26 protein-coding genes and 1 pseudogene are annotated in these 24650 nt (G+C 63.4%); 7 read left to right on the top strand and 20 right to left on the bottom strand.

Annotated elements, in window-relative coordinates:
- Positions 1-4: 4 nt before the first annotated feature.
- From DBZ45_RS16770 to DBZ45_RS16760, 3 genes are read right to left on the bottom strand one after another with little or no spacing between them, the layout of a single operon-like run.
- On the bottom strand, positions 5-583 hold the full coding sequence (locus DBZ45_RS16770; RefSeq protein WP_111905011.1) for a GNAT family N-acetyltransferase: 579 nt from the start codon (positions 581-583) through the stop codon (positions 5-7).
- Between the two features lie 34 nt (positions 584-617).
- Positions 618-1865 (bottom strand): ABC transporter permease, encoded by a 1248-nt coding sequence (locus tag DBZ45_RS16765; RefSeq protein ID WP_111905010.1) that lies wholly within the window; start codon positions 1863-1865, stop codon positions 618-620.
- Between the two features lie 4 nt (positions 1866-1869).
- Entirely contained in the window at positions 1870-2799 is a 930-nt protein-coding gene (locus DBZ45_RS16760; protein WP_111905009.1) for an ABC transporter ATP-binding protein, read from the bottom strand.
- Positions 2800-2902: 103 nt separating this feature from the next.
- Between DBZ45_RS16760 and DBZ45_RS16755 the strand changes: the two genes are divergently transcribed.
- The gene (locus tag DBZ45_RS16755; protein ID WP_111905008.1) at positions 2903-3322 is read left to right on the top strand and encodes a hypothetical protein; all 420 of its coding nucleotides are present in this window, start codon (positions 2903-2905) and stop codon (positions 3320-3322) included.
- 4 nt (positions 3323-3326) lie between these two features.
- Here the strand turns inward: DBZ45_RS16755 and DBZ45_RS16750 are convergent, their stop codons facing one another.
- The 3 genes from DBZ45_RS16750 to DBZ45_RS16740 all read right to left on the bottom strand — a co-directional run bounded on the left by DBZ45_RS16750 (position 3327) and on the right by DBZ45_RS16740 (position 4610).
- Positions 3327-3809 (bottom strand): hypothetical protein, encoded by a 483-nt coding sequence (locus DBZ45_RS16750; RefSeq protein WP_146617535.1) that lies wholly within the window; start codon positions 3807-3809, stop codon positions 3327-3329.
- Between the two features lie 67 nt (positions 3810-3876).
- Entirely contained in the window at positions 3877-4113 is a 237-nt protein-coding gene (locus tag DBZ45_RS16745; RefSeq protein WP_111905006.1) for a helix-turn-helix domain-containing protein, read from the bottom strand.
- The gene (locus DBZ45_RS16740) at positions 4113-4610 is read right to left on the bottom strand and encodes a DUF2975 domain-containing protein (protein WP_111905005.1); all 498 of its coding nucleotides are present in this window, start codon (positions 4608-4610) and stop codon (positions 4113-4115) included. The genes DBZ45_RS16745 and DBZ45_RS16740 overlap by 1 nt, the downstream gene beginning before the upstream one ends.
- Before the next feature lie 201 nt (positions 4611-4811).
- Between DBZ45_RS16740 and rox the strand changes: the two genes are divergently transcribed.
- Positions 4812-6254: a rifampin monooxygenase gene (rox, locus tag DBZ45_RS16735; RefSeq protein WP_111905004.1), complete on the top strand. Its 1443-nt coding sequence runs from the start codon at positions 4812-4814 to the stop codon at positions 6252-6254.
- A 41-nt stretch (positions 6255-6295) separates the two neighbouring features.
- Here rox and DBZ45_RS16730 read toward each other — a convergent pair whose 3' ends face one another.
- Positions 6296-6895 carry a dihydrofolate reductase family protein gene (locus tag DBZ45_RS16730; protein WP_111905003.1) on the bottom strand — a complete coding sequence of 200 codons (600 nt, stop codon included), beginning with the start codon at positions 6893-6895 and terminating at the stop codon, positions 6296-6298.
- Between the two features lie 432 nt (positions 6896-7327).
- Between DBZ45_RS16730 and DBZ45_RS16725 the strand changes: the two genes are divergently transcribed.
- Entirely contained in the window at positions 7328-8068 is a 741-nt protein-coding gene (locus tag DBZ45_RS16725; RefSeq protein ID WP_111905002.1) for a hypothetical protein, read from the top strand.
- A gap of 523 nt (positions 8069-8591) precedes the next feature.
- On the opposite strand, the gene DBZ45_RS22735 is transcribed toward DBZ45_RS16725, so the two are convergent.
- Together DBZ45_RS22735 and DBZ45_RS16715 are read right to left on the bottom strand one after the other, a co-directional pair.
- Positions 8592-9065: a hypothetical protein gene (locus DBZ45_RS22735; protein ID WP_146617534.1), complete on the bottom strand. Its 474-nt coding sequence runs from the start codon at positions 9063-9065 to the stop codon at positions 8592-8594.
- Positions 9066-9749: 684 nt separating this feature from the next.
- Positions 9750-10304, bottom strand: a complete 555-nt coding sequence (locus DBZ45_RS16715) for a hypothetical protein (protein WP_111905000.1) — start codon at positions 10302-10304, stop codon at positions 9750-9752.
- Between the two features lie 441 nt (positions 10305-10745).
- Between DBZ45_RS16715 and DBZ45_RS23300 the strand changes: the two genes are divergently transcribed.
- Complete coding sequence (locus tag DBZ45_RS23300; protein ID WP_223257128.1) at positions 10746-10997, top strand: hypothetical protein; 252 nt, start codon at positions 10746-10748, stop codon at positions 10995-10997.
- A 61-nt stretch (positions 10998-11058) separates the two neighbouring features.
- Here DBZ45_RS23300 and DBZ45_RS23295 read toward each other — a convergent pair.
- From DBZ45_RS23295 to DBZ45_RS16690, 5 genes and pseudogenes are all read right to left on the bottom strand, one after another.
- A pseudogene (locus DBZ45_RS23295) lies at positions 11059-11244 on the bottom strand (transcriptional regulator); the annotation flags it as partial.
- Positions 11245-11751: 507 nt separating this feature from the next.
- Complete coding sequence (locus tag DBZ45_RS16705) at positions 11752-13083, bottom strand: S1C family serine protease (RefSeq protein ID WP_111904998.1); 1332 nt, start codon at positions 13081-13083, stop codon at positions 11752-11754.
- 249 nt (positions 13084-13332) lie between these two features.
- Entirely contained in the window at positions 13333-14067 is a 735-nt protein-coding gene (locus DBZ45_RS16700; protein ID WP_111904997.1) for a hypothetical protein, read from the bottom strand.
- 594 nt (positions 14068-14661) lie between these two features.
- Positions 14662-14979 (bottom strand): hypothetical protein, encoded by a 318-nt coding sequence (locus tag DBZ45_RS16695; RefSeq protein ID WP_111904996.1) that lies wholly within the window; start codon positions 14977-14979, stop codon positions 14662-14664.
- A gap of 906 nt (positions 14980-15885) precedes the next feature.
- On the bottom strand, positions 15886-18126 hold the full coding sequence (locus DBZ45_RS16690) for a S8 family serine peptidase (protein WP_223257127.1): 2241 nt from the start codon (positions 18124-18126) through the stop codon (positions 15886-15888).
- A gap of 314 nt (positions 18127-18440) precedes the next feature.
- Here DBZ45_RS16690 and DBZ45_RS16685 point away from each other — a divergent pair, with 314 nt between their 5' ends.
- Complete coding sequence (locus tag DBZ45_RS16685) at positions 18441-19697, top strand: CAP domain-containing protein (protein WP_190243167.1); 1257 nt, start codon at positions 18441-18443, stop codon at positions 19695-19697.
- Positions 19698-19732: 35 nt separating this feature from the next.
- Here the strand turns inward: DBZ45_RS16685 and DBZ45_RS16680 are convergent, their stop codons facing one another.
- The 5 genes from DBZ45_RS16680 to DBZ45_RS16660 form a co-directional block, all read right to left on the bottom strand.
- Positions 19733-19957: a hypothetical protein gene (locus DBZ45_RS16680; RefSeq protein ID WP_111904993.1), complete on the bottom strand. Its 225-nt coding sequence runs from the start codon at positions 19955-19957 to the stop codon at positions 19733-19735.
- Positions 19958-19998: 41 nt separating this feature from the next.
- A complete protein-coding gene (locus DBZ45_RS16675; RefSeq protein ID WP_111904992.1) occupies positions 19999-20496 on the bottom strand; it encodes a hypothetical protein in 498 nt (165 codons plus the stop codon).
- Entirely contained in the window at positions 20497-21147 is a 651-nt protein-coding gene (locus tag DBZ45_RS16670; RefSeq protein WP_111904991.1) for a signal peptidase I, read from the bottom strand.
- A complete protein-coding gene (locus tag DBZ45_RS16665; protein ID WP_111904990.1) occupies positions 21137-21748 on the bottom strand; it encodes a hypothetical protein in 612 nt (203 codons plus the stop codon). Before DBZ45_RS16665 ends, DBZ45_RS16670 begins: the two co-directional genes overlap by 11 nt.
- 69 nt (positions 21749-21817) lie before the next feature.
- The gene (locus DBZ45_RS16660) at positions 21818-22372 is read right to left on the bottom strand and encodes an alternate-type signal peptide domain-containing protein (RefSeq protein ID WP_111904989.1); all 555 of its coding nucleotides are present in this window, start codon (positions 22370-22372) and stop codon (positions 21818-21820) included.
- A 258-nt stretch (positions 22373-22630) separates the two neighbouring features.
- On the opposite strand from DBZ45_RS16660, the gene DBZ45_RS16655 reads away from it, so the two are divergent.
- On the top strand, positions 22631-22846 hold the full coding sequence (locus tag DBZ45_RS16655) for a hypothetical protein (RefSeq protein ID WP_223257126.1): 216 nt from the start codon (positions 22631-22633) through the stop codon (positions 22844-22846).
- A gap of 224 nt (positions 22847-23070) precedes the next feature.
- On the opposite strand, the gene DBZ45_RS16650 is transcribed toward DBZ45_RS16655, so the two are convergent.
- Complete coding sequence (locus DBZ45_RS16650) at positions 23071-24144, bottom strand: acyltransferase family protein (RefSeq protein WP_262982873.1); 1074 nt, start codon at positions 24142-24144, stop codon at positions 23071-23073.
- 220 nt (positions 24145-24364) lie between these two features.
- Between DBZ45_RS16650 and DBZ45_RS23410 the strand changes: the two genes are divergently transcribed.
- Positions 24365-24496: a hypothetical protein gene (locus DBZ45_RS23410; protein ID WP_262982868.1), complete on the top strand. Its 132-nt coding sequence runs from the start codon at positions 24365-24367 to the stop codon at positions 24494-24496.
- The last annotated feature ends 154 nt before the right edge of the window (positions 24497-24650 follow it).

Raw genomic sequence — 24650 nt, 5'->3', positions numbered from 1 at the left:
CAGGTCAGCGTTCAACGACGGCGGCCTGGTTCAGCTCCCACTCACTCCGGGAGATCGCGTACTCGACGTCGCCGTGCTCATCGCCCGGGATGGACACGGGCCAGTCAGCGACGAAGGAACGGACAAAGCGCATTCCGGATTTCTCCATCACCCGCCGCGAGGCGGTGTTCACTGCCATGGTCTGGGCAACCACCCGCTGCACGCCGAACTCCGCAAACCCCTTGGCGATCAGGGCCCGGGAACCCTCGGTGGCGTACCCCTTCCCCCACGCCTCGCAGCGCAGCCGGTAGCCGAGTTCGGGCTGGTCGGGCGGGTCGCCGGGGGCGGGCCGGAAGTGGAACCAGCCAAGGAAATCCCCGGTTGATTTCTCCACCGCGGCCCAGAAGCCGTAGCCCGGGAACCTCTGGTAGTAGCCCAGGAACGCCGGAAGGTAGTCGCTTTCAATCTCTTCCCGGGGTGTCGGGGCACCGCCGGTGATGTACCGCATCACGCGCGGATCGCCGTCGAGCTCCACGAGCAGGTCCGCGTCGCGGGCAGTGAACTGACGCAGCACGAGCCGCTGTGTCTCCAGGAATATGGCCATGCGGCATTCTCGCACCGGGACGGCAACAAACCCGCTACTTGGCCGTCAGTTCCTTCCGGCGGAACGTCCCGGCGATGGACAGCTTGCGGCCGTATTCGATGGAGCCGTAGCGGAACAGGTGCACGGCCAGGCGCAGGATGAGGATCCCCACGATGAAGACCTCGGCGATCACGATGGCCGATTCGACGGCGCCCAGGGTTCCGAAGCCGTTGCGGAGCAGCGCGGTGACGGGCGCGGTGAGCGGGAAGTAGGTGAAGACCTGCACGATCAGGGCTTCCGGGTCGCTGATGATGAGGCTGACGGCGTAGAACGGCACGAAGATCAGGGCCATCAGCGGGCCGAAGATGGTGCCGGCTTCCTTGGCAGTGGGCATGATCGCGCCGATGGCCACGAGCACGCCGGTGAACAGGGTGAAGCCGCCCAGCAGCAGCAGCGCCCCGGTGATCATCGGCACGGGCTCGAACACCAGGGAGGACAGGTCAAGATCGGGCAGGGCCACCGAGTCGCGGAAGAGTAAGTAGGCGGCGGCGATCGGGGCGAGGAACACCGTTATCTGGAGAAGCCCGACGGCGAACAGGGAGATGATCTTGCCGGTCACCAGGGTGGTGGGGTTCAGCGTGGTCAGGATCATCTCCGTGACCCGGTTTTCCTTCTCCTCCAGCGTGCTGTTGAGCATCTGGTTGGACAGCAGAATCATGCTGACGTAGAAAATGACGAGGAACACCAGCGGCGGTATCACTGAGCCGATGCCTCCGGAGGCCCGGCCGTCCCGGTACGTTTCGGCGTCGAACTTCACTTCCCCGCTCAGGGCGGCGGTGACTTCCGGTGAATTCACTTTGGACTGGGCCGCGGTGACCAGCAGGTGTTTGGCCACGGCCTCATACTTGCCGTTCTCAAACATGCCCTTGTCCGCGCCATAAACCTTGACCGGCTCGGTGGCGGGGTTTGCCGGGTAGGCGAAGTAGGCCTCGCTGCTCCCCTTCTTCACCGACTCGAGGGCAGCGCCGGGGTCGGACGCCACGCTCCCGCCTGCGGCCTGGGCCAGCGCTGTGGGGATGAGGCCGGAGGCGTCGGTGTAGGTGAAGGTCAGCGCAGAGTTCTTCTGCGCGTCGGCGTTTGCCGAGGTGCTGGAGTTGCTGGCATAGACGAGGGCGAAGATGATCGCGAACACCACCGGGATGGCCAGGGTGGCGATCACGAACCCGCGCTTTTTGATGGTCCGCATGAATTCGAACCCGACGACGGTGCCCAGGTTGTGCTGTTTGAATGCTGTGCGTGCCATCGTCCTAGACCTCCGCCATTTCGTGCTGTTCCCCGTACACCTGGATGAAGATCTCCTCCAGTGACGCCCGTGCCGTCGCGAAGCTGCGCACCGCGACGCCGGCGCCGATCAGTTCCCGCAGCACCGCCGTTTCGTCCGCCCCGACGGCGGGGGCCAGCTCCGCGTGCCCGTCGCCGTCGCGCACCACGTCGTACAGGTCCGAGGCGGGCAGGATGCCCTCGTAGCCCAGCCGGTAGACGGTCCCACCGAACTGGTCCTGGACTTCGGCGACCGTCCCGTAGGCCCGGGCCGTGCCGTCCTTGAGGAGGATCACCCGGTCACACAGCCGCTCGACTTCCTCCATCTGGTGGGTCACCATGATGACCGTGGCGCCGGCGAGTTTCTGCTCCTCGATGATGTCCATCAGCAGCCGGCGGTTCACGGGGTCGAACCCCTTCGTGGGCTCGTCGAGGATGAGCAGGTCGGGGCCGTTCATGATGGTGACGCCGAGCTGGACCTTCTGCTGCTGGCCGCCGGAGAGCTTGTCCAGCCGGACGGCGGCCTTGTCCGCGAGGCCGACCCGTTCCAGGTAGGTCTGCGACCAGGCGCGGGCTCCGTGTTTGCTCAGGCCCTTGAGCCTGCCGAAGTAGACCATCACGTCCAGGACGGCTTCCTTCTTGTACAGGCCCCGCTCCTCCGGCAGGTATCCAAGGCGCGCCCCGTCCCGCGGTTCGAAGACCTTCCCGCCGATGTGCAGGGTGCCGGCGGTGGGCTGGTAGATGCCCAGCAGCGCTCGCAATGTGGTGGTTTTCCCGGACCCGTTGCTGCCCAGGAACCCGAAGGTTTCACCGGCCCGGACATCGAAGGACAGGTCTTTGACGACCGTCGTCTCCCCGAAATCCATGCGAAAGTTTTTGATGTGCACAAGCGGCTCTACCGCGTCCCCCAACGTCATGGACTTAGCCTAGCCGAAGCGCTTCAGCCGTCTCGGCTCCGGCCACAATTTCCACCCCGGGAAAGTCTCGTCAGCGCCCCGGCCCCACGAGTACCTTTGTGCCATGACGGAGGACTTTGACCTCTATGCGGAGGAGTCGCAGGAAATAGCCAATGACCCGCGCCAGATCGGGTATTGGTTCTTCAGGGCGCTCCATGACAGGGCGAGGAATTTGGATGACCTGCATCTGATCGTCACCCCGGAGTCCCGTCCGTTGTGGGGGGCCTTTGAAATCGCCGCCGCACTGCTGGACTCCATCGAGGACCCCGGCATGCTCCAGGAAGCCGTCTACGCCCACGGGGACCTCGAGGTCTGCTACATGCGAGTTATCCGGGAAGCCAAGGAACATACGTTCATTACACCGGCCACAATCCTGGATGACCCGCTGTTGATCACGCTCGTGTGGCGGCCGGACCACGGCCGGTGGATGGTCCACGGCTTCGGAGACATGGTGCACCCGGACAGGGTGCCCCGCGGGGCCTAGCCCTTCATGCGGCGGGCGGTCCGGCGGAAGTCTCGGAAAGGACGTCCCTACGGATCGCCCAACGGCCGATCGCTGCCGCCGCGCCAACGGTGGCCCACGGGATCAGCAGCAAAGGCTGCCAGCCAAGGCCCAAAACACTTCCCAGCAACCAGAACGCGAGGGTGGGAACCGCGAAAAAGGCCCCGATGTGGATCTTTTGATTCCGGACTGGGCGCAGAAGGTAGGACAACACCCAGGCCAGTGGCGCCGCGAACACCAGCGAAACTCCGAAGCCATAAAAAATCACCAGGCCCAAAAGGCCCCATACGTGCCCGCCGTCGGTGCCGTCTCGCCCAGCGGCTACGCCGTAGCCTGCCGCAACAAAGATCAGCAGTATTCCTACCCAGAGCGACGTGGCAATCAACCAGCCCTTGATAAAGGCGTAGGCATCTAGGACCACCCTGCGTGGTCGAACTGCCTGCGGTTGCCCCGCGTCCCCCAACACCATGGGCATAGCCTACCGATGCAAAGGCGGCTCCGGTCGGGGTCATCCCCGCTGAGCGAGAACAGCCGCCTTACGGTTTCTCGGCCGAGTCGCCGGCAGCATCGTCGTCGACCCACTCGAGCAGGTCGCCCGCCTGGCAGCCCAGGACCCGGCACATCGCGTCCAGTGTGCTGAAGCGGACAGCCTTCGCCCGGCCGTTCTTCAGCACCGCCACGTTGGCCGGGGTGATCCCCACGCGCTCGGCGAACTCCCCCACGCTCATCTTGCGTTTGGCCAGCTCGACGTCGATGCGCACCACAATCGCCATCAGATCACCCCTTCCATGTCCGTCCGCAAGGACGTCGCCTGGCGCAGCAGATCCCGCATGACCACGATCAGGAGAACCAGCACCGCACCGATCAGCGTGGTGCCAATCAACACCATTGGCAGCCCGGGGTCGCGCAGCTCGGGGGTGAAGTAGATGTACGCGACGAGGGAACCGGCCATCGACGCCAGCACCAGCCACGCCACCACGAACGCCCACATGATCACGTCCACCCACCGCAGCGAGGCCGCGGTGAAGATCCGGTCGCGCTGCACCAGGGTCAGCAACCGCCAGATGCAGACGATCACAACCTGCAGGCAGACGGCTTCCAGTTCCCAGAAGAGCAGCATCGGCCACCGCCAAGGATCCGCCCCGGGCCCTTCCTCCGCGGTGGAGAGAAACTGGCCGGGGAACGACATGACCTGGGCCACCAGCAGCCCGAGGAAGACCATTACCAGCAGAACCCTGAGCGGGAGGACCAATCGACTAACGATAGACATGGCCTAAGGCTCTGATTATTTCTATCGAAAGTCAATATGACGTGCCGTGGTAGAAGCCCGACGGCGGGACCGCACATGCGAAAGGCAAGGGGAAACGATCCCCTTGCCACTTTCAGGATATCGCCTGCCAGGGGGCTTGCCGCAAGGGCCCCACCCCCGGCCAGAATGGTTGGCCGCGGCGAGTTTGGATTGGGGTTTCACATGTTCGACGTAATCATTAGCGGTGGCGGGCCCACGGGGATGATGCTGGCCAGCGAGTTGCGGCTGCACGGGGTGGACGTGCTCGTGCTGGAGAAGGACGCCGAGCCGACGCAGGCGGTCCGCTCGCTCGGCCTGCACCCGCGCAGCATCGAGATCATGGACCAGCGCGGGCTGCTGGACCGTTTCCTCGCACAAGGGCAGCAGTACCCGGGGGTCGGCCGCTTCGCCGGGATCGACAAACCCCTGCCGGCGGACCTGGACACCGCACACGGTTACATCCTCGGCATCCCCCAGCCGGTCACCGACCGCCTCCTGGCGGAGCGCGCCGTCGAACTCGGCGCGCAGGTCCGCCGCGGCTGCGAGGTGACGGGCTTCGCGCAGGACGACGACGGCGTGACCATCGAACTCGCTGACGGCACCCAAGAACGCTCGCGCTGGCTGGTCGGCTGCGACGGCGGACGCAGCCTGGTGCGCCGGCAGCTCGGCATCGGCTTCCCCGGGGACCCCGCCACGAACGAATGGATCCACAGCGAGATGGAGGTGACCACGCCGCCGGACGAGCTGGCCAAAATTGTGGACGAGGTCCGCAAGACGCACAGGGGGTTCGGCGTCGGCCCGGCCGGGAACGGGCTCTTCCGTTCTGTGGTGCCGGCGGCCACGGTGGCCGAGGACCGCTCGGTCCCGCCCACGCTGGAGGAGCTAAAGACCCAACTGCGGGCCCATGCCGGCACCGACTTCGGCGTCCACTCACCGCGCTGGATAACGCGTTTCAGCGACGCCACTCGGCTGGCCGAGCAGTACCGCGCGGGACGGGTGTTCCTCGCCGGCGACGCGGCGCACGTCCACCCGCCGCTGGGAGGACAGGGCCTGAACCTCGGCATCCAGGACTCGTTCAACCTCGGCTGGAAGCTCGCCGCCGAAATCAACGGCTGGGCGCAGCCGGCGCTGCTGGACACTTACTTCGAGGAGCGCCACCCCGTCGCCGAAGGCGTGCTCACCATCACCCGCGCCCAGAGCGAACTGATCTCCCCCGAGCCCGGCCCCCAGGCAGTGCGCCGCCTGCTGGCTGAGCTGATGGACTTCGACGACGTCAGCCGGTTCCTCGCCGAAAGGATCGCCTCGATCGGGGTGCGTTATGACTTCGGCGAAGGACCCGGGCTGCTCGGCAGGCGGCTGCGCGACATCCCCCTCTCGCGGGGCCGTCTCTACGAGCTCACCCGCGAAGCCCGCGGGCTCCTGCTGGACCAGACCGGCAGACTCTCCGTAACGGGGTGGGCGGACCGGATCGACCACGTCGCGGACACCAGCGGCGAACTTGACGCGCCCGCGGTCCTGCTGCGGCCGGACGGCCACGTCGCATGGATCGGCGAAGACCAGGACAGCCTGCTCCCCCACCTGGAGAGATGGTTCGGGGCCGCTTCCGAGGGCAGCGAAGACAATTAGGTACGACGGCGGCGCTTAAGTCCGGCGGCGGCCGGCCGGCTTTAGGCCGACGCCGGGCGGTACCGCAGCAGGACGTTGCCGGATCCCGGGAACGCCCGCACTTCCAACAGGGAAAGGTTTGCCGGCCGCAGGAACAGGGGCTGGCCTGACGTGAGGGCGCCCGGACTGACGGTCAGGTGCAGTTCGTCGATGAGTCCCTGGGCCAGGAGGCTGTTCCACATGATGCGGCTGGCGAAGATCAGGATGTCTCCGGTCCCGTTGAGCCTTTCCTGTTCCAGCCACGTGGCCACTTCGTCCCGTCGGATGACAGCGGTGGTGGCCACCCAGGGGTGGTCCGCAGGGACAGTCAGGGAGTCCGACACCACCACTTTGGCCACGCGGTTGTAAAGGCGGCTGAGTTCCCGGTTGTCCGGACTCAACGCGCGGTTGCTGGGGTCCTCGTCAGAGTCCCCGATGGCCGGCCAGTAGGCACCGAATCCTTCAAAGGATGTCCGGCCCAGCAACACCGTTCCCGCCGACCGCAGCCGTTCAAGGTTGTAGGCGTCGAAAGTCTCGTCCATGTTCAGCACCGTCGGGTTCCCGCTTTGATCAGCATAGAATCCGTCCAGGGAGACGATGTTGTTCACAACAGTCCGGCGCATACACGAATCCTAGATGACTCCGAGGTCCATTTGGCGGCCGGCAACGGAGAGCTAGGCAGTACTGTCCGTTGCCGGCCGGTTCAAGTCTCTGGCACCGTCCTTGGAATTAGGATGGAGTTCCTTGGAACCGTTCAGGGAGTTGTTTGGAAGGTCTCAGGGGACAGTGGTTTGGCATCGGACCCTAAGCTATCCCGACCACGGCCGCGAGGGGACCAGTTTGGTTGGACCCCCGTCAGCTCCCTAGGGTCCCGAGGGGTTTCCCTAGGGTGACGGTGCCAAGCTAACGGCATCTGGCTGGGGAGTTAGAAGTAACTCGTTCCAATCAGTGTGCCGGGTTCGGCAGAGCAGCCCGGCGGCCAACTCTCGCTTCAGAACGTAAAGGCCGCCCAGCGGCCGCGCAACTGATGCCGCGTCACAGATTGGACTGCGGAAATGCCTATCACCAGCAATGTCGCTTGGGACACGCGACTGGAATCCTTCAAGGGCAGGGACACTGCCCAGTACATCGAGACAGTCATGGGAATGGCCAGCCGCTGCGCTGCCTGCCGGCTTCCACTCGGCCCCGGCGCTGCCGTATCCCTGACTGTCGACATCACCGAAAGCCACGACTTGGAGGGCATGGTGTCCCTCACCTTCGATCCAGCTGTCTATCACCTGCAGTGTCAGGAACCTGCCCTGAGGTTGATTCAGTCGGCCGACTTTGACAGCGATCTGACCTCAGTCGGTGCGCGTCTCGTCCTGGCCAGAGGCCCAGGCAGCGAACGGAGCATTCCCGTGCTTGCCTTCACCCTGACACCGAGCTTGGTCTTCGGAGCCCCCGGCGGTGAGATGACGTCTGCCTTGGTTTCAGCCCTGCTCAACCATGGGTTCCAGATGTCATTGACCGGCAGCTATGGCGAGATCGTACGGCGATCTGTTCCCGCGCGGGACACCTGCACCTGCTCGGTGAGCGACGGCCGAGCAGGTGCGCTGCATGTGGACGGAGAACTCCTGCATTCCCAGCAGCATGATCAAACGGACGTTGGCGATGCCCTGTGGCTCGAAGGAACCACGGCAGGTCACATACTGGTCATAAGCGGCGACAACCTCGTGTTCACAGAGACCGGCCTGGAAGTGGGCGTCGCGGCGCGGCTCGGCACACTGGTCACGGGCATCGTCCCGGTGATCGCGTGACCACGCGCGAGATGACGGTCGTGGACCCGCGCCCGCCGGTGCCGCCGATGAACGAGAGCGGGCTAGAACGATTCACCGTTTCGTGTCCCCCCACGCCGGCCGAACTATCCCAAACACGGGCGTACCACCCCGAAGCGGCTGCCCCGTCCGCCCCACCAGCGCGGGGAAGTCGCCTGGAGTTCCAGCTCAGACGGCTTGTCGGTGAAATCCTCGCCCAGACGGACCTCGAACCCCATATCCGGGCGTCACTGCTGCGAAACACCGCATTGCACCCAGACAACCCTGGGCTGGCACTGCTATGCCACCTGCGCGGTGTCCACGCCCCGGAGAACCTGTAACCAGTTTCGAACCCGACGACGACGACCCCGCGGATGCGATGGACCTGTGCCGTTGGACCGCAGAAGCGGTCTCCGCCGTGCGAGGCGAAGACCGCTTCTTTCTGATTTGAATCCGCGGGAGCGGCGGTGTGAACGGTCCTGCGGGAATCAAACGTCGCGTGCCGCGCCGAGGCGGCTACCGGGGTCTACCGATGCGGGCGCTTGGGCTGGTTGTCGTGCCCTCCCTTGTGCTTGCCGTCCCGGTAGTCTCCCCTCTTGTCCTTATCCCAGTCACGGCCGTGACCGTGGCGGTCCTTGCCGTGGCAGTCGTAACCCGAGCGGTCGTAACCGCGGTGGTCGTAGCCGCGGCGGTCATACCCATTACGGTCGTAGCCGTTGCGGTCATACCCGCGACGGTCATACCCGTGACGGTCATGACCGTGACGGTCATACCCGTGACGGTCACAGCCGTGACGGTCATACCCGTGACGGTCGTAGCCAGAGCGGTCGTAGCCGTCGCGGTCGTACCCTCCGTTGTCGTACCTGTGCTGCGACGAATAGCTCTGGGTCGTCTTCGATCCAGTGTCAGCAGAAGCGGCTCCGGCAGTGAGTGCGGCGCCACCGAGAGTCAAGCCTGCGGCGAGAACAGTAGTGCTGATAACGCGAGATGCTGTGTTCATGGAAAGTGGTCCTAGCGGGTGTAGCTCATAAGGAGGCGCAGAGCTGCAGGGTGCGCAACATTGCAGCGCACATCGCATGTGCGCACTTCACCCTTGGAGGTGCTGCCTGCGTCCGTTTACCCAGGCTTTGATTCGAATTACGGCGTCGATTAACACCGCACCTGGATAGTATTTCCCATGCTCCCGATCCAACGTCATGCGATGCAATGAGCAGGCGTTGCGAGTGAGCATGTTCGAGTGCCCGGCGTTCTTTTGTTGCACTGTTATTTATTTGTCAGCGTGCGGTTTCTTCGTCAATCCGAGATTAGGCACGTCAAAGTTCTGCGTTGATGGCGTACAAAGAAAAGGATGCACGGATTTCGTTATGGTTTTATCCGCGCAAAGGCGCCCAGCTGGCCTTGCCGCGATGCCGCCCCTGTGATGTGGGGTCTTTTGGGTTGTATCTACCCTATGGGACATGCAACATGAACGCACCCCGGAAGAGTACTCGAATTTAGGTCCCATCCACTACTTACCTACCCGGGTGCCAGAGGCCAGCCATTCGGCCGCCGGCCGCCGGCCGCACGCAGCAGAAAGCCGGGCACCGCTTCGGGGAAGTCGTGCGGACAGAGGACGACGGCGGCACTTGCGGTGCCGCCGTCGTCCTCCCAGTCGCTAGTCAGTCAGCGTAAAGTCCGCGGACTCCTACTTATGGTTGTTGTTGACCCAGATCTTAACGGTGTCACTGCGGCTGAAATCGGACGAGCCGTTCCCGTTCCCGTGGCCACGATGGCCATTGTCCTCCACACGGATCCGAACAGTGTGGTAGACCTTGACGAAGTGGTCGCCCCGGTCAGCAGTTACCTTCTCCACATTGATGATCTTGTCGTGGCGGCCCGAAACCGAGACGGTATCCCAGGCGTCCCCGATTTTCTCGTTGTCCCAGCGGTTGTGCACCTGGAACATCTTCTGGTTGTAGCGAACATCGGCGTCCTTGTCGCAGTGGATCCTGAACGCGAACGCAACCCGTACATCACGGTCCTTGCGGTTGTCGCGGCTCATGGCGTTCCGCCCATTGTCCTTTTTGTACGGGTCGAGCGCCTTGACGGTGCACTCGGCTTTTCTGGAATGATCGTTCGACGCTGTAGCTGGTGCGGCCATGGCGATGGGGCCAGCGAGCAGACCCAAGGAAACTGTCGAAATCATCGCCAGCCGGGCGGCGAAGGAACGGCGGCTACGGGTCGTCGGAGTTGTAGTCATTTCTTTCTCCTGCATTTCTGCAAATTTGTTTTGTGGGCGGGCAGCGCTGGCCGATCCCTACACTGGCAGGCTGAGTCAGCCGTTTGCCCCAAATTAAAAAAGGCTCCCTTAAACTACGGGAGACCTGGAGGCCGGATTCGTTTTCAAGGCTCATTCCTTGGATCCGGTACTTCAATATAATACGCCCGACTTTCGCTGTGAGCACCTATTTCCTCAAACTTTGATTGCCCGACGATGACCAGGTCGGTACCCGTCGGGCTCAGCCGTTTCCGGACGAAACAAAGCAACGCAGCACCCACCGGAAGATGAAAGCAGCTGCCAGCCCTGCAGCCGAGGCCGGCTCGACGGGCGCGGGCGCGGGCGCCCTTTTGCCATTCACCTTCCCGGCAGCAGGCGGTACAGTTCAAACCCCGGGCACCCTTCGGATGAGGAGAACACGCCATGACCCATCTTCGGATTTCGCTCGTAATCGACATCAAGGCTGACGCCAGCGCGATTCAGGCCGCGGCCCTGGCTACCCCCCTGTACACCACGGACGAGGAGCCGGACATGACAGCCCCGGCCCAGGTGGCGCAGGACCCGGTGAATGCCGGCCACATCCTGGCGCTGGCCATCCAGAATGGCCTGGCGGACAAGATCCAGCATGGTGCCGTGACGCTTGAGAATGTTGAGATCCAGGCCACGGACGAGTGACGGGGACGCCTATCTCCAACCAGCACCTACGGCAGTCTGGCGCAGGAACAGCCCAAGCCTCGCGTCCGCTCGGGGTCAAACTCGCCGACGTTCGAGGCAGCATTCCCGCGAACGTCTTTTTGATCTTTACATTGCCGGCCTGTTCCCGGTTGGACAGCTGTTTGCTGAGCACGGAATCGCTGACCTGGATGGCGTCACGGGGGTCCTTGAAGTCCAGGGATTCCGCACGAGCCAGCGCTGCCATGATGGAAAAGCGGACCGGCGAGTGGACCAGCTCATTGAGCCTGTCCAGCGAACGTGAAGTCGCAGGCAGCGCACCGGCCGTGGTGCCAGCGGATTGTCAAGCCTAGACATCTAAGACCACGGCCGGGAACTCGTCAGTTTCACTGGCAACGCGGTCACAATAGACAAGCTAAACGCCGACGGCTCGTTCAGGACCAGCCTCATCATTCACGGCAAGGGGACGGGGGCGCAGGGCAGTAAATACGTGGTCCACTTCAATCTTCTGCTGGTCAGAGCCTCCACGGGGCTATTGACTCTCGACGATGAGAAAACAACGCTGGTCAGCATGGGGGCTACACCAAATCAGAGCGTCCGTTTCCACTTTTCTTCCGATTCACCGGACGTCATTTTTAAGGTGGACTGCAGCGGCTAGGTGCGCCCAGCATGCGAGCGTGAAGGAGCGCCGGCACAGGACCCACTAGGAAATCGACGTATTCACTGAACGCATTACAACTGCGCCGCTGGTGATGGTTCAGGACGCCGCATCCAGCGTGATGTCCGCGGTCTGCTCCTGGCCGTTGCGCTGGAAGGTGATCTTCACGGTGGATCCGGCGGCCTGCTCGCGGGCGGCTGCCGTCAGCTCGGAGGCGTCCGTCACGGTCCGGCCGCCCAGCCCGGTCACCACGTCGCCGGCCTGCAGCCCGGCCTTATCCGCCGCGGACCCGGAGGTCACCGAGGCCACCTCGGCGCCGGCGGTGAAGTCCGACGACGACCCTGACGTTTTGTCCTGAACGGACAGTCCCAGCTGGCCATGGGTTGCCTTGCCCGTGGAGATGATCTCCTCCGCCACCCTCTTCGCCTGATTGATCGGGATGGAGAAGCCGACGCCGATGTTGCCGCTCGAGCTCGACGAGGACGACGAGCCCGCCGATGCGATGGCCACGTTGACGCCGATGATCTCGCCCTGCCCGTTCACCAGGGCGCCGCCGGAGTTGCCGGGGTTGATGGCTGCGTCCGTCTGGATGACGTTGATGCTGATGGAGTCCTGCGCGGGGGCCGAGATGCCGGACTGGGAACCGAACGGGTTCTGCGACGCGCTTCCGCCCTGGGACGAGGATCCATCGGTGGTGGCGGAGGACTCCGTCTCGATGGTGCGGTTCACGGCGGAGACGATCCCGTCCGTGACGGTGCCGCTGAGTCCCAGGGGTGCGCCGATCGCTATGGCGGCGTCACCGACGTTGACAGCAGACGAGTCACCGAGGGTTGCCGGGGTCAGCCCGGCGGCATTGATCTTGATGACGGCCAGGTCGGAGAGCGGGTCGATGCCTACGATGGTGGCCTTGTAGACCTGCCCGTCGCTGGTGCGGACCTCGACGGCGGCATCCGCCGCTGCCCCGTCCAGTGTCACCACGTGGGTGTTGGTGAGGATGTGGCCCTCCGTGTCCAGGATGATGCCCGATCCGGTGCCACCTGAACTGCCGGAGCTGACGCTGATGGTCACCACGCTGGGTGAGGCCTTCTGCGCGGCGGCGGTGACGGCGTTGACGCTCTCCGTGTTGTTGACGATGACCGGGCCGATCGCCGCCTGCGCCGTGGTGGCTGCCTGTGCTGGCGCGTCGGGCCACAGTGCTGAAACACCGGAAGCCACCCCGCCGCCCAGGAGTCCGGCCGCCACAAGGCAGGTGACGAAGACTGCGGGGCCAACCCTCTTCTTGTCCCGTAGCCGGACCGGTGGAACAGGCGGCGCAGGGGGCACGGGACCAAAAGCCGACGGGGCAGTGGCAGGAGGAACCATGGGCAGAGGGGCCGTACCGTGCGGCTCGTCGGTGTGAGCGACAGGATTGTGGCTGGACTCCGTGTGCATGTGGGGCTCCTCAGGGGTACCGCTCCGATGCTTCCCGGAGCTTTCTCCCTAATCCTGTCCGCCAGGCCTTTGGCCCTTCTGTCGCCGTGCTGTGATGAGGCTGTGAAGCTCGCGATGGGCATGCACGCCAGAAGCGGCCTCCGCAGGCGCGCAAGAGACCGCTTCCTTTATTTTGATTCCGCGGGGACGCTGGTGAGAACGGCCCCGCGGAGTCAAACCTTTTGTGCGTGCTGGGTAGGTTACGCGGGGCTAGCGACGGGGCGCCGGCTTGCTCGGGTAGCCTGGCTTGTTGTTGCCGTAGCCCGGCTTGCCCGGCTTGTTGTTGCCGTAACCCGGCTTGCCCGGCTTGTTGTTGCCGTAACCCGGCTTGCCCGGCTTGTTATTGCCGTAACCCGGCTTGCCCGGCTTGTTATTGCCGTAACCCGGCTTGCCCGGCTTGTTGTTGCCGTAACCCGGCTTGCCCGGCTTGTTATTGCCGTAACCCGGCTTGCCCGGCTTGTTATTGCCGTAACCCGGCTTGCCCGGCTTGTTATTGCCGTAACCCGGCTTGCCCGGCTTGTTATTGCCGTAACCCGGCTTGCCCGGCTTGTTGTTGCCGTAACCCGGCTTGCCCGGCTTGTTGTTGCCGTAACCCGGCTTGCCCGGCTTGTTATTGCCGTAACCCGGCTTGCCCGGCTTGTAGTCACCGTACCCCGGATGACCGGGCCGATTGTGGGCCCGTCCCTTGTTGTAATGCTTGTTCCAATTACGGTCGTAGCCCTTGCAGTCCTTGCCGTTCTTGTTGTAGCCCCACTTGTCGTAGCCCCACTTGTCGTAGCCCTTGTTGTCGTAGCCGTGGCTGTCGTACTTGCTGTGCTGCGTGGACGAATAGGTCGTCTTCGACCCGATGTCCGCAGAAGCAGCTCCGGCAGTGAGGGCCGCGCCGCCGAAGGTCAAGCCTGCGGCGAGAACGGTGGTGGTGATGAGGCGAGATGCTGTGTTCATTGGAGTTGTTTCCTTGCAAGTTGTTATTCATAAGGAGCCGTAGACCAGTAGGGTGCGCGACATTGCGAATGTGCGTTATCTGGGCGCACTTCACCCTGCAGGTTTCTACGGTTATTTGTCCAAGCGATCAATTACGGCGAATCAGCACCGCACTTGGATAGTTTTCCCATGGCCGTAGAACGTCAGGCGATGAATAACTCTTGCGCCTATTGTTCTGGAGAGCCCTGGTTGCGAGTGAGCACGATACCGTGCTCGGCGGGATACCTGTTCAAGCAGTGGAGCGGTCAATGTTGACTAAACCAATGGACTGAAACAGTAGCCCAAATCTTTCCGCTTCCCCGATGTGTCTTGGGGCTAATAACTACGCTACCGACGAATTCCGATTTTGAAAAGACCCAATCTCTAATTCGGTCGAAATTTTCTTACTACCCGGCTTTGCACAATCACGGCGTCCGTCATCGCATTATGTTTCATCGACCGAAAAAGCGCATGACCAATCAGCGAGTTCTATTTGGGATCGGCTTTTTCATAATCGAAAAAGCCATGATGACCCAGCGGAATTAACGCTGCTGGGGGCCGCAGCCTTATGCGGAACTAGCGCTGCGGGTAGATGGGGTGGACCGGATCCTTGGGATGCGGGTACTTGGGTAGGTTGCCGTGGCACTTGCCCTTGTCATGATGCTTGCCTTTGTCCTTGCCCCAGTGCCTCCAGTGGCCGTTGCAGTCCTTGCCCTGGCGGTTGAAGCCGGCCTTATCAAAGCCGTCTTTGTCGTAGCTGCTGTGCTGCGTGGACGAATAGGTCGTCGTCGGCCCTGCGTCCGCAGAAGCAGCTCCGGCAGTGAGTGCTGCGCTGCCGAGGGTCAGGCCCGCGGCGAGCACAGCGGTGCTGATAAGGCGAGATGCTGTATTCATTGGAATGGTTTCCTAGCGAGTAAATATCCAAAAGGAACCGCCGAGCAGAAAGGCCCGCATCATTGCGGCGCTCTTTCGCCTGGGCGCAGTACACCCCTGGGCGCAGTCAACGGTTATTGATCCGAGCGTGCCGTCATGCTGCTTCAGCTGCACTTGGATACTTTTCCCATGCCGATCAAACGTCAGGCAGCGGACTACTTTGTGCCTGTTATTTGGAAGAGCCATGGTTGCAAGCGGCACAATTCGTGTGCCTGGTGGGATACCTGTTCAATAACAGTGGATCAGTGACTGTGACCGGAACCAATGGGGTTGAACAGCACCCCCGCCCTTTCAGTTATTCTCGGTGAAAGCGGCGTGGGAACCACCCTAACCGATGAATGCGCGAACTGAAAAGACGTTTCCTGTTTATTTCTACAAAATCTTTTTATGAGAACTTCTTGAGAATACACATTGCGTGTGTCACGCACGTGAATTCCTCGCCAGCGCATTCCGCGCGGGTCTGGAACCTCAGCGAGGCAGCCTCCGGACATCGCAAGTTCGGAGCTATTCCTGCTTTTGCTTTGATTGTGGCCGCACCTCACCGTGCAGCGTGTTGTGAAGAGTGGGCGCGGATTCCATTTCTGGTCTCTCCGCGCAGAGGCCCCCTCTGGCCTTGCCGCGATTGTGCCCCTGTGGCTAGAGGACTTTCGGACTACCTAGCCTAGGTGAGGCGCAACTATAGCGCACGCACAACGAGTACTCGTTTTTCAGCATCGCTTACTACTTGGTTCCTCGGGCGCGCGGTGACCAGCAGGTATGCTGTCACGTACCCATAATGAGGCAGATAAATGCATCGAAGCATTACGGATCGTAGGTAATACAACTAGCCCCAGGACCTGCGGCCCAGCTGTACGTTCGCGCTGTGAACTACCCCCAGCCGGCCCCCACGGCGGTCCGGCCCAGGAATCCGCCGGTCCCGCTGCCCCGGTAGAGCCATAGCGTCCCGTTGGTGTCCACGGCCAGGAGATCGGTCTTCGCGTCGCCGCTGTAGTCGCCCCGGCCGGCGATGGCGGTCATGGCGTTCCAGCCTGCGCCCGGCTTGGTCCGGGGGAACCAGCCGCCGCGGCCGTTGCCGGGATAGAGCCAGAGGGTGCCCGACCCGTCGCGGGCCAGGACGTCCGCTTTCCGGTCACCATTGAAGTCACCGGGGCCCACGACGGCGGTCATGACGTTCCAGCCGGAGCCTGCCTTCGTCTTGGTGAGCCAGCCGCCCCGGCCGTTGCCGGGATAGAGCCAGAGGGTGCCTGACGTGTCGCGGGCCAGGACGTCGGCTTTCCCGTCGCCGTTAAGGTCCCCCGGACCGACGATCGCGGTGAAGGACTGCCAGCCGGACCCCACCTTGGTCCTGGGCAGCCAGCCGCCGCGGCCGTTGCCCGGGTACAGCCACAGTTCGCCGGCCATGTCCCGGGCCAGAATGTCAGTCCGCCGGTCGCCGTTGAAGTCGCCAGGGGCAATGACCGAGCTGAAGACGTTCCAGCCGGAGCCCACCTGCTGGCGCGCCAGCCAGCCGCCGCGGCCGTTGCCCGGGTAGAGCCACAGGAACCCGGAATTTTCACGGGCCAGGACGTCCGCCTTGCCGTCGCCGGTGAAGTCCCCGGCGGCAATCACCGTACTGAAGTGAAGCACTGCACTGGCGGCGTCCAGGAGCCCGGCGCCGCAGCCCTGCGGGCAGCCGCCGGTAATGGGCCGCGCGGTGCGCTGGAGGCGGGTGACGACGGCGGCCGGTGTCGCCGTCGGGCCCATCTGCGCCATAAGCAACGCGGCCGCAGCCGACACGTGCGGTGTAGCGAAAGAGGTGCCTTCTGACCAGTAGTAATTAGTTCCCGGCGTGTCCGTTGCCGTTGTCTCGCCGTCGTTTTCCGTGGACAGAATGCCATTGGGATCGCCGCTATTGGGATCGTTAGCCGTCGTCGGCCTCATGTCGCCGCCGGGGGCGGTGATGTCGACGCCGGGACCGAAGTTTGAGTAGGGCGCCAGAGCTCCGGTGCTGCCGCTGGCAGCGACGCTGACGACGTTCCGGCAGTTCGCAGGGTTGGCGTCGGAGGCCTGGGCCATCTCGTTGCCGGCTGCCGCCACCACTACCGATCCCCTGGCCGTGGCGGTGTCGATGGCCTCCTGGAAAGTTTGCGGGCACACGCCGGGGCCGCCCAGGCTCAGGTTGATCACCCGTGCAGGATGAAGGTTTAGTGGCGCGTCGGCGACCGGCGCCCCCGAGGCCCAGAGAATGGCGTCGGCAATGTCCGACACTGTGCCACCGCACGGCCCGAGCACACGCACCGGGAGGATTTTGGCTCCGGGCGCTGCACCTGCCATGCCCACCCGGTTGTTGGTGACTGCGGCGATGATGCCGGCCACGTGGGTGCCATGCCAGGAGGAGAAAGGCGATCCCGGGACTCCCCCGCCGCACTGGTTATCAGCTGAGAAGTCACCCGGGTCTGTGGCGTCGGAGTCGCGGCCATCGTTGTCGCCGGATATGGCCGGGTCCGTGATCATGTCGTAGCCGTCCAGCACGTTCGCGTCCAGATCAACATGGCTGGTTATGCCGGTGTCGACGACGGCCACCACCTGCCCGGCGCCCTGGGTAACGTCCCAGGCCCGGGTGGCCCGGATGCCGCCCGTCTTCAGGGACAGATTCCACTGGTCGTTGAACGCGGGATCGTTTGGGTTGGCGGCTTTAGCCTGCAGCCTCACGTCCGGCTCGGCGTAGGCAACTGCCGGATCAGCCCGCAGTGCGACGAGCAGCTTGTCCGCATCGCCGTCGCCCAGTTCCTTGCTGGTGCGCACCACGCGGGCTCCGCTGGCCGTGGCGCGGACCTCCTTGGCGGTGGCCCCGAGCTTGGCGGCGGCCCGGCTGAGGGACTGGGCACGGAGTGCAGAGCCTGACCGGGCATGGTCCTTGAATTTGACGATGAACTGGTCGGTGGGCGGGGTGGCCACCGAGGGCCGGCGCGGAACGGACGCAAACGAGTGGGCCGGCGTTGGGGTTACCGGGTCATCGGCGGCCGTTGCAGGGGGCGCGATGACGGCCGTGGCCACAAGCGCGGCGATGCCGGCGGACGTCATGAGGGCAGAGAAGCGTGTTCGGCGCATGACAAACATCGAGACCATCCTGTCCGGCGTCCTTCAGGCGCTGCCGCTGGAACGCAATCCTGGGACGCGGCCCCCGCCGCGTTCAGGACGAGTCTACGCTTTGCGGCTCGCGGACAACCGCAGGTTACTCCCCGGCACGGGGGACCTTAGGGCCGTGCCGGACCGGCCCAAAAGGTAGTTGCCGAACCAGGGTGGTGTTACCGTGTCTCATCGCCACGTTGCGAACTATCACTTTTCATGGGGGAATCATGTTTAGCAATTCTGCTCCTTCAGCGCGCCTGCAGCGTGGCTGGCGACCTACCGTAACTCTCCGAGTGGTTGCCGGGATTGCCGTGGCGGCAGCAACCATAGCCACCACCGCTCCCGCTGCCGGCGCAGCTGGGTTCACGCCGAGCTCGGCGGAGAACGTCGTCCACGACAGCAACCAGCAGACCATCATCGACACGTTCAATGGGATCAACGCGTTCCGCGCCTCCAAGGGACTCAAACCGCTGACCTTCAGCGTGCCGATCTCCGCCATTTCCCAGAAGTGGTCGGACACTATGGCGGCCACGGACACGTTCTCCCACAACCCTGATTACGTTACGGGCGCCCCGGAAGGGTATGTTGCCGCAAGCGAGATCATCGCAGCGCGCTGGGACCGGTCGGGCCAGGGCCTCGTGGACCAGTGGATCAACTCGGCACCCCACAACGCCATCATGTCCCGCCCGGACATGACCACTGTCGGCATCGGTGTTGCCTACACGGACGGCAATTTCTCCACCCCAAAACGGTACGCCGCCTACGGCACCGCAAACCTGTTCAGGTACAACAGCAGTCCAGCGGGCACCTACACCTCGCCGGCTGACTACTTTGCCGGGAGGCCGCCATTGGTGAAGCCCGGCGACCTGCTGGCCATCGACACCCGGACCGGAGTCCTCTGGGACTACGGGAACAAGTCAGCAACCGGCCGCAAGTCCATCTTCTCCAGCGGTTACGCACCGGTGAAGGAGCACTTCAACGTTGACTGGAACGCTGATGGCGTCGCCGACATCCTCACGCAGTGGAAGTCCGGCAATCTGTCGGTCAGTTTTGGTTCAAATAACGGCACCCTCTCCGCAGCGAAGGTCATTGGCCAGGGCTGGGGTTCCTACGATGTGGCAGTCGGCAAGTTCACGAAGACTGACAAGTACCCGTCCATCATCGCCAAGGGTTCCGATGGCTACCTGTGGAACTACAGCAACCTGTACGGGACGGGCATCAACGGCCGGACCCTCAAGGGGAGTGGGTGGAACGCTCTTGGCGTAAGCCTCCTGGACTGGGACAAGGACGGCAGCCTCGACATCCTTGCGAAGGACAGTGCCGGCAAGCTGCTCCTGTACCGGACGGACGGCTACGGCAGTTTCAAGTCTGAGGCCCGGCAGGCCATCGGCAGCGGCTGGGGTTCCTTTTCCGTGCAGAGCATCAGGGACTACGCCGGGGCTGGCACTCAAGGACTGATCGCCAGGGACGCCAGCGGTCGTCTCTACTACTACGGGACCGGCAGGGGCGCATGGGTCCCTCGCCATTACATAGGCGCCGGATGGCTCCCGATGAACATCGCCGGATAGGGTCCCAAAGCGCAGCGAGACAAGTCCTGCAAGCGCTACTTAGCGACCAGGACCTTCTCGGGCTCCAACGTATCCGCCACCGGACCGCCGCCCGAACCCCTGTTCCGGAGCCGGGCCTCTAGGGGACGCTCAAAGAAGGAGTAGGCAGCGCCGGCCAGCGGGATGGACACCGCTATTCCGACGACGGCGAACATGACAGGCTCGGCCAGGCTCACCGGGCCGAGTTCCAGGGCTGTCCGCAGCACCAGTTCGTGGACCATGCCGCGCCTGCTCCTATTGCTGCCGCTTGTACGGCGCAGGGTTAGGCCAGGGACGAGATGCAGGTAACTTTGTTGCTGTTGTTGCCTTGTTCGAGCTGCACCACTGCGGTGGCGGTGGTCTCAGTGTGGTCGGAGTAGGTGGCAATTACCCTGATGGTGAGCTGTGAAGTGGACCTGTTGGCGACGATCATCGGCGAGGTCATGGTTAGGGCCACAGTGCTCGTGATGCCCAGGGTCACATAGTCGGAATAAGAGGGTCCGTAGGTTCCGTTGGTCTGGAGAGCAGAATAGGTCAGGGAGACGGGGGGCTTCGTTCCGGTGGCGGTCAGCGTCGCGTGCGTTTTGTTGTTGTCATTGCCACAGCTGAACCCCGTGAAGGCGGGTGCCGGCCACGTCGCCGCCGCGGTCACTGTCATGGTGGCTGTCGCGCTTTGTTGCCACAGGGCAGAGGCAGCCGCGCCTCCGAACCCCATCATGACGGTGAGTACGAAGACGCAGACGGCCGCAGCGGTCCCTGGCAGGTTCCGGAACCGGAGCATCTATTCCACCCCAGCAGGAGTCTGGCGGTTCCGCGGCCGGCGGACGGCCTTGAAGACTGTGATGGCGCCGTATCCGATGAGTGCCAGGGCGGCGACGACCGCCCAAGTGTCCCGGTCGGAGTTGCCCAGGGCGTTGGCCAGGAAACCAACGTAAGGGACAGCGTAGAAGAGCTTGCCCTTGACCTGGATGGCACGGACTGGCTCGGGATCGTTGGCGCCGTTGTTGTCGCCCCTGGTGATCAGGGTCTTTTCACCCTGCTGGGTGGCCCCGAAGCCAACAACCCGGTGGGTTTCCACCTCCGGACGGCCGGAGTACAGCTGAAAGGTGATGACATCCCCGTACTTCAGCTCGTCGAACGGCGCGGGTTTCATCACCATGAACGTCCCCGGTGGGAACTTCTGCACCATGGACTGGGTGAGGATGGTGTAGGTATGCGATCCGGTTGCCACCGGGATCACGATCAGGACCGCCGCCGCGAACAACGAGATCAGCATCGCGGACAAGCTGGCAGTGCGTCCGACGGCGGCCCCTGCCCCGCCGTCCTTTCCCCCGCTGCCTGTAGCCTTCGACGGCGACGGTTCGGCCGTGCGGGTTTTCTTGCGTGAAGTGCGTTCCGAAAGTTCCGGCCGTGCTGTCAGGTCAGCAGACACCGGGCACCCCGCAGAGCTGACTGGCGGTGAGCGTCAGGGGAATATTCACTGCTTGTCCTTTCACAGATGGCGGGGCGTTCGAACTGAGTGTGATCTGGAAGCAGAGGACCGTGGATCCGCCTTTTATCACGGGGGGAGAGACCAGCCCGGACGCTCCGAGGACTGTGTAGCCGGTGGCGATGCTGCAGTCCGCCGCCGAAGTGCCGAGTTTGGCATTGACGCTGACATTCAGTGCCAGGCTTCCGTCTCCGGTACTGGTCACTATTCCCTTTGTGGCCGTGATGGCCGTATCAAAGGATCCGCCGGCGTTGGTGTTGTTCGTGACCACCACTCCCCCATATGCCGATCCGCCCGGCAGCAGCGTGCTGGTGGGAGTAATGGTCAGGTTGGCGGGCTTATCGTTTGCCAGCGTCATGTTCGTGGTGATCTGGCTGTTCGGCGTGGCGGTCATCTTCACATCGAATGATGCCGACGAGACAGTTCCAGGGGCTGTTGACGCGGTCGCGTTCCAGAGGGCGTAAGTCCCCTGCACGGTCAGGAGGCCCAGGACCACTGCTGCGGCGATAAGAGCCGCCGCCTGCAGAGAGCGCTTGATGCGCATGCGTTCCTCCTGGTCCTAATTCCGATCGTCAGCTGGCGGGTGACCGTTCAGCCACCCGCCGCCATCAGACTACGGGGCGGCGACCAGGCCAGCTCCGGCAACAACCTGCTGCACGGTGTACTTTACGTTCCCCAGGTTGTAGCTGGTGTTGATGTCGGAGCGTGTGCCCGTAGCGCTCTTGAATTCGAAGCTGGTGGATGCGGTCACGGCCTGCGTGGGGCTGCCGACAACGGGCAGCAAGCGCGATGCCGCGGTGCCATCGCTGTTCTTGAGCTGCAGAGCGGAGACGATGACGTTGTCCGCCGTGAAGTTGTTGGCGGAGTCTGCACCGGTCAGGGTTATGTCGGCTGCCATTTTGTTGCCGACGAGCTTAACCGTGAGCGTCTGGGTGTAGGTCAGTTTGTCGCCGGGTACAACCTTGTAGGTGCTGATATCGATGGTAGCTCCGGCGCGGTCAGTCCAGACACCGGCTGCTGCCGTAACGTTCAGGTCGCCGGAAACGATGGTGCCCGGAGTCGCCGTAGCTTCGGCGTTCCATGCGGCCAGGGTTCCGCCGCCGCCCAGCAGCAGTGCTGCGCCAACGGCGATAGCTGCGGTTCCCTTGATCAGAGTGCTGTTCTTCATGATGTGTCCCCTCAGACTTTGTGGTGGCTTGGAAGTTGTCTTGCTGGAACAAGAATGCGCGGTGAATCTCAGGAACTGAGGGTGTAAAGAATCAAGGATTGCTCAATTTGTTTGAACCTACATCTTTGGTCTGCGCGGCGGCGCGTCGCTTACAAACAGAGGGCAGAAGGCCACAATTAGTCGGATCACGGCCCCCGCCCGTGTCTGTGCGCGGCGTCGGAACCGCAGCGGTTTCCCGCCGATCCCCGAGGAGCGCTCATGACCATCCTGATAATGACGCCGGAAGCCGAGGCGTCAGGACTGACGGCGGAAATTTACGATGATGACCGCCGCTCGCTCGGCTACGTGCCCAGCCATACGAAGGCCCTGAGTCTGGATCCGGAGGCCTACATGGCCTGGGAGTCTCTGGTCGGGGCAATCAGCTCCTCTTTGGGCCTCCGCCGGTACGAGCTGGTTACCCTGGCTGCTGCCTAGGGCATCGGGCGCAGGATTTGGACACGGGTCCGTCCCGGCACAAGGAGCAACGGCCCCCCATAAACGCCGTTGGCATCCTTGGACCTTTCGAGAGGATAGCCAGCCGGACCGACCCGGTCATCACCGCGCCGAGCTAACAGCAGTGATTGTCACCGGAAGTGGGGACACAGGAGCTGGATGAAGACACGCCCTGGGCCAAAGGTGATTCCGCGCCGGAACTGCCTCTAGTGGTCTACCAGGACCTTCCCCGGTACGGGCTTATCCGCCACAGGCCCGCCACCCGATCTCCGAGTCCGCAGCCGGGCCTCGACGGGACGCTCAAAGAATGCGTAGGCGGCACCGGCCAGCGGGATGGACACTGCGACTCCGACGACGGCAAAAACCACACGTTCGGCAAGGCTCTCCGGGCCGAGTTCCAGGGCAGTCCGCAGAACGAGCTCGTGGATCAGGTAGAGGGCGAACGACCATTCGCCCAGCTTCACCACGGCAGGCGACATGGCGAAGGTGGGGCGGCCGCCGCAGCGGTCACGGTCCGCATGGGCAGCAATCAGGAGGGCGAAACCCGGGATGCAGAGCGCGCCCGCCAGCGGCCCCGCCGTATGCCAGGGCGCGATGCCGTCGACGATCTCGAGAATGAGGAACGAACCGATGGCTGCGGCAGCGCCGACGCCGATGCCGAACCTGGGCTTCCAGCCTTTCCGCATGGCGATGGCCAGGCACACGCCCACAAGGAACTCGGCAATCCTGAAGGCGGGGAACGTGTAGAACAGGGCGCCCCAGTCGAAGCCGGGGACGAGCGCGAGCAGGACGGCAAGGAAGGACACGGCAGCAACGAAGACCGTGGCGCCGAGGCGGAAAAGCTTCCCCGGTTCGAGGCGTGAAAGCCGCACCGCCAGAAACGGGAACACCGCATAGAAGAACGCTTCACACGAGAGCGACCACGACACACCGTTGTAGGCATAGACCCAGTGCTGGTCGCCGAGCCAGCCCTGAATGAGGAGAAGGGAGGCAAGGAGCTGGGGAGCGGACTGGTCACCTTGGGTGGCGAAAACAAGGACGACGGCGGCCAGTGCCGTGAGCGCGTGCAGCGGCCAGATCCGGGCGAACCGGCGCCAGTAGAACTCTCGTTTGGTTGTGCGTGGGTTCATGGACCAGGCGAGCACGAACCCGGAAAGCATGAAGAAAAACGTCACGCCGGTCTGACCCATGGACACGAGCGGGTACATCTCGGGCACCAGCGTCACTGCCGCGTGGTACGAAACCACGAGCATTGCCGCGATGAACCGCAGACCTGTCAGTGAATCCAGCCGGGTGCGTGAAATAGTTCGTTCTCCCTCGGTGAGACGGTGGCGAAAGGTCTAGTTTAATCAGGACAAGAGTATTTATCACAAAAAGATAACGATCGCTCGGTCTCGCCGAGATTCAAATGGGACACGTTCGAGTGAACAAAATGCCACTTATGCCAGCGCCTTCGCTGACCAGTCGATCACCTACAACACGGACGGAACGGTGGCGTTCGTGACCGAGGGCGGGATCACCACGACGTACACCTACAACACGGATGGCACGGTAGCCACGGACACCTGCCTCGGCGTCACCCGGACGTACACCTACACCGATGGCAACCTGACTGGAATTGAGGCCGCCTGATGGACCCCGTAACCCTCGGCATGGGCAAAGCCAACGCCCGTATCCACCTTCCGCGCCCCCAGACCATCGTCTACCACGGCGACTCCCACACCGCTGACGGCGGCTACGCCCGTGACAATAAACTCCTGACAGGCGTCGCAACAACTCCTACCTC

The sequence above is a fragment of the Arthrobacter globiformis genome, from assembly GCF_003261175.1.
GTDB classification, from domain to species: domain Bacteria; phylum Actinomycetota; class Actinomycetes; order Actinomycetales; family Micrococcaceae; genus Arthrobacter; species Arthrobacter globiformis_A.
Note: the sequence above shows the minus strand (reverse complement) of the source record. Positions and strands in the feature narration are given on the sequence as shown.

Coding starts and splice junctions, on each gene's coding strand:
- DBZ45_RS16740 (WP_111905005.1), bottom strand. CDS start 4,610: ATGTCTATCGTTAGTCGATTGGTCCTCCCGCTCAGGGTTCTGCTGGTA.
- DBZ45_RS16730 (WP_111905003.1), bottom strand. CDS start 6,895: ATGCGCCGGACTGTTGTGAACAACATCGTCTCCCTGGACGGATTCTAT.
- DBZ45_RS16705 (WP_111904998.1), bottom strand. CDS start 13,083: ATGCACACGGAGTCCAGCCACAATCCTGTCGCTCACACCGACGAGCCG.
- DBZ45_RS16695 (WP_111904996.1), bottom strand. CDS start 14,979: ATGAATACAGCATCTCGCCTTATCAGCACCGCTGTGCTCGCCGCGGGC.
- DBZ45_RS16665 (WP_111904990.1), bottom strand. CDS start 21,748: ATGCGCATCAAGCGCTCTCTGCAGGCGGCGGCTCTTATCGCCGCAGCA.
- DBZ45_RS16680 (WP_111904993.1), bottom strand. CDS start 19,957: ATGGTCCACGAACTGGTGCTGCGGACAGCCCTGGAACTCGGCCCGGTG.
- DBZ45_RS16755 (WP_111905008.1), top strand. CDS start 2,903: ATGACGGAGGACTTTGACCTCTATGCGGAGGAGTCGCAGGAAATAGCC.
- DBZ45_RS16675 (WP_111904992.1), bottom strand. CDS start 20,496: ATGCTCCGGTTCCGGAACCTGCCAGGGACCGCTGCGGCCGTCTGCGTC.
- DBZ45_RS16770 (WP_111905011.1), bottom strand. CDS start 583: ATGGCCATATTCCTGGAGACACAGCGGCTCGTGCTGCGTCAGTTCACT.
- DBZ45_RS16700 (WP_111904997.1), bottom strand. CDS start 14,067: ATGAACACAGCATCTCGCCTCATCACCACCACCGTTCTCGCCGCAGGC.
- DBZ45_RS23300 (WP_223257128.1), top strand. CDS start 10,746: ATGACCCATCTTCGGATTTCGCTCGTAATCGACATCAAGGCTGACGCC.
- DBZ45_RS16745 (WP_111905006.1), bottom strand. CDS start 4,113: ATGGCGATTGTGGTGCGCATCGACGTCGAGCTGGCCAAACGCAAGATG.
- DBZ45_RS16715 (WP_111905000.1), bottom strand. CDS start 10,304: ATGACTACAACTCCGACGACCCGTAGCCGCCGTTCCTTCGCCGCCCGG.
- DBZ45_RS16750 (WP_146617535.1), bottom strand. CDS start 3,809: ATGGTGTTGGGGGACGCGGGGCAACCGCAGGCAGTTCGACCACGCAGG.
- DBZ45_RS16655 (WP_223257126.1), top strand. CDS start 22,631: ATGACCATCCTGATAATGACGCCGGAAGCCGAGGCGTCAGGACTGACG.
- rox (WP_111905004.1), top strand. CDS start 4,812: ATGTTCGACGTAATCATTAGCGGTGGCGGGCCCACGGGGATGATGCTG.
- DBZ45_RS16760 (WP_111905009.1), bottom strand. CDS start 2,799: ATGACGTTGGGGGACGCGGTAGAGCCGCTTGTGCACATCAAAAACTTT.
- DBZ45_RS16725 (WP_111905002.1), top strand. CDS start 7,328: ATGCCTATCACCAGCAATGTCGCTTGGGACACGCGACTGGAATCCTTC.
- DBZ45_RS22735 (WP_146617534.1), bottom strand. CDS start 9,065: ATGAACACAGCATCTCGCGTTATCAGCACTACTGTTCTCGCCGCAGGC.
- DBZ45_RS16690 (WP_223257127.1), bottom strand. CDS start 18,126: ATGGTCTCGATGTTTGTCATGCGCCGAACACGCTTCTCTGCCCTCATG.
- DBZ45_RS16660 (WP_111904989.1), bottom strand. CDS start 22,372: ATGAAGAACAGCACTCTGATCAAGGGAACCGCAGCTATCGCCGTTGGC.
- DBZ45_RS16765 (WP_111905010.1), bottom strand. CDS start 1,865: ATGGCACGCACAGCATTCAAACAGCACAACCTGGGCACCGTCGTCGGG.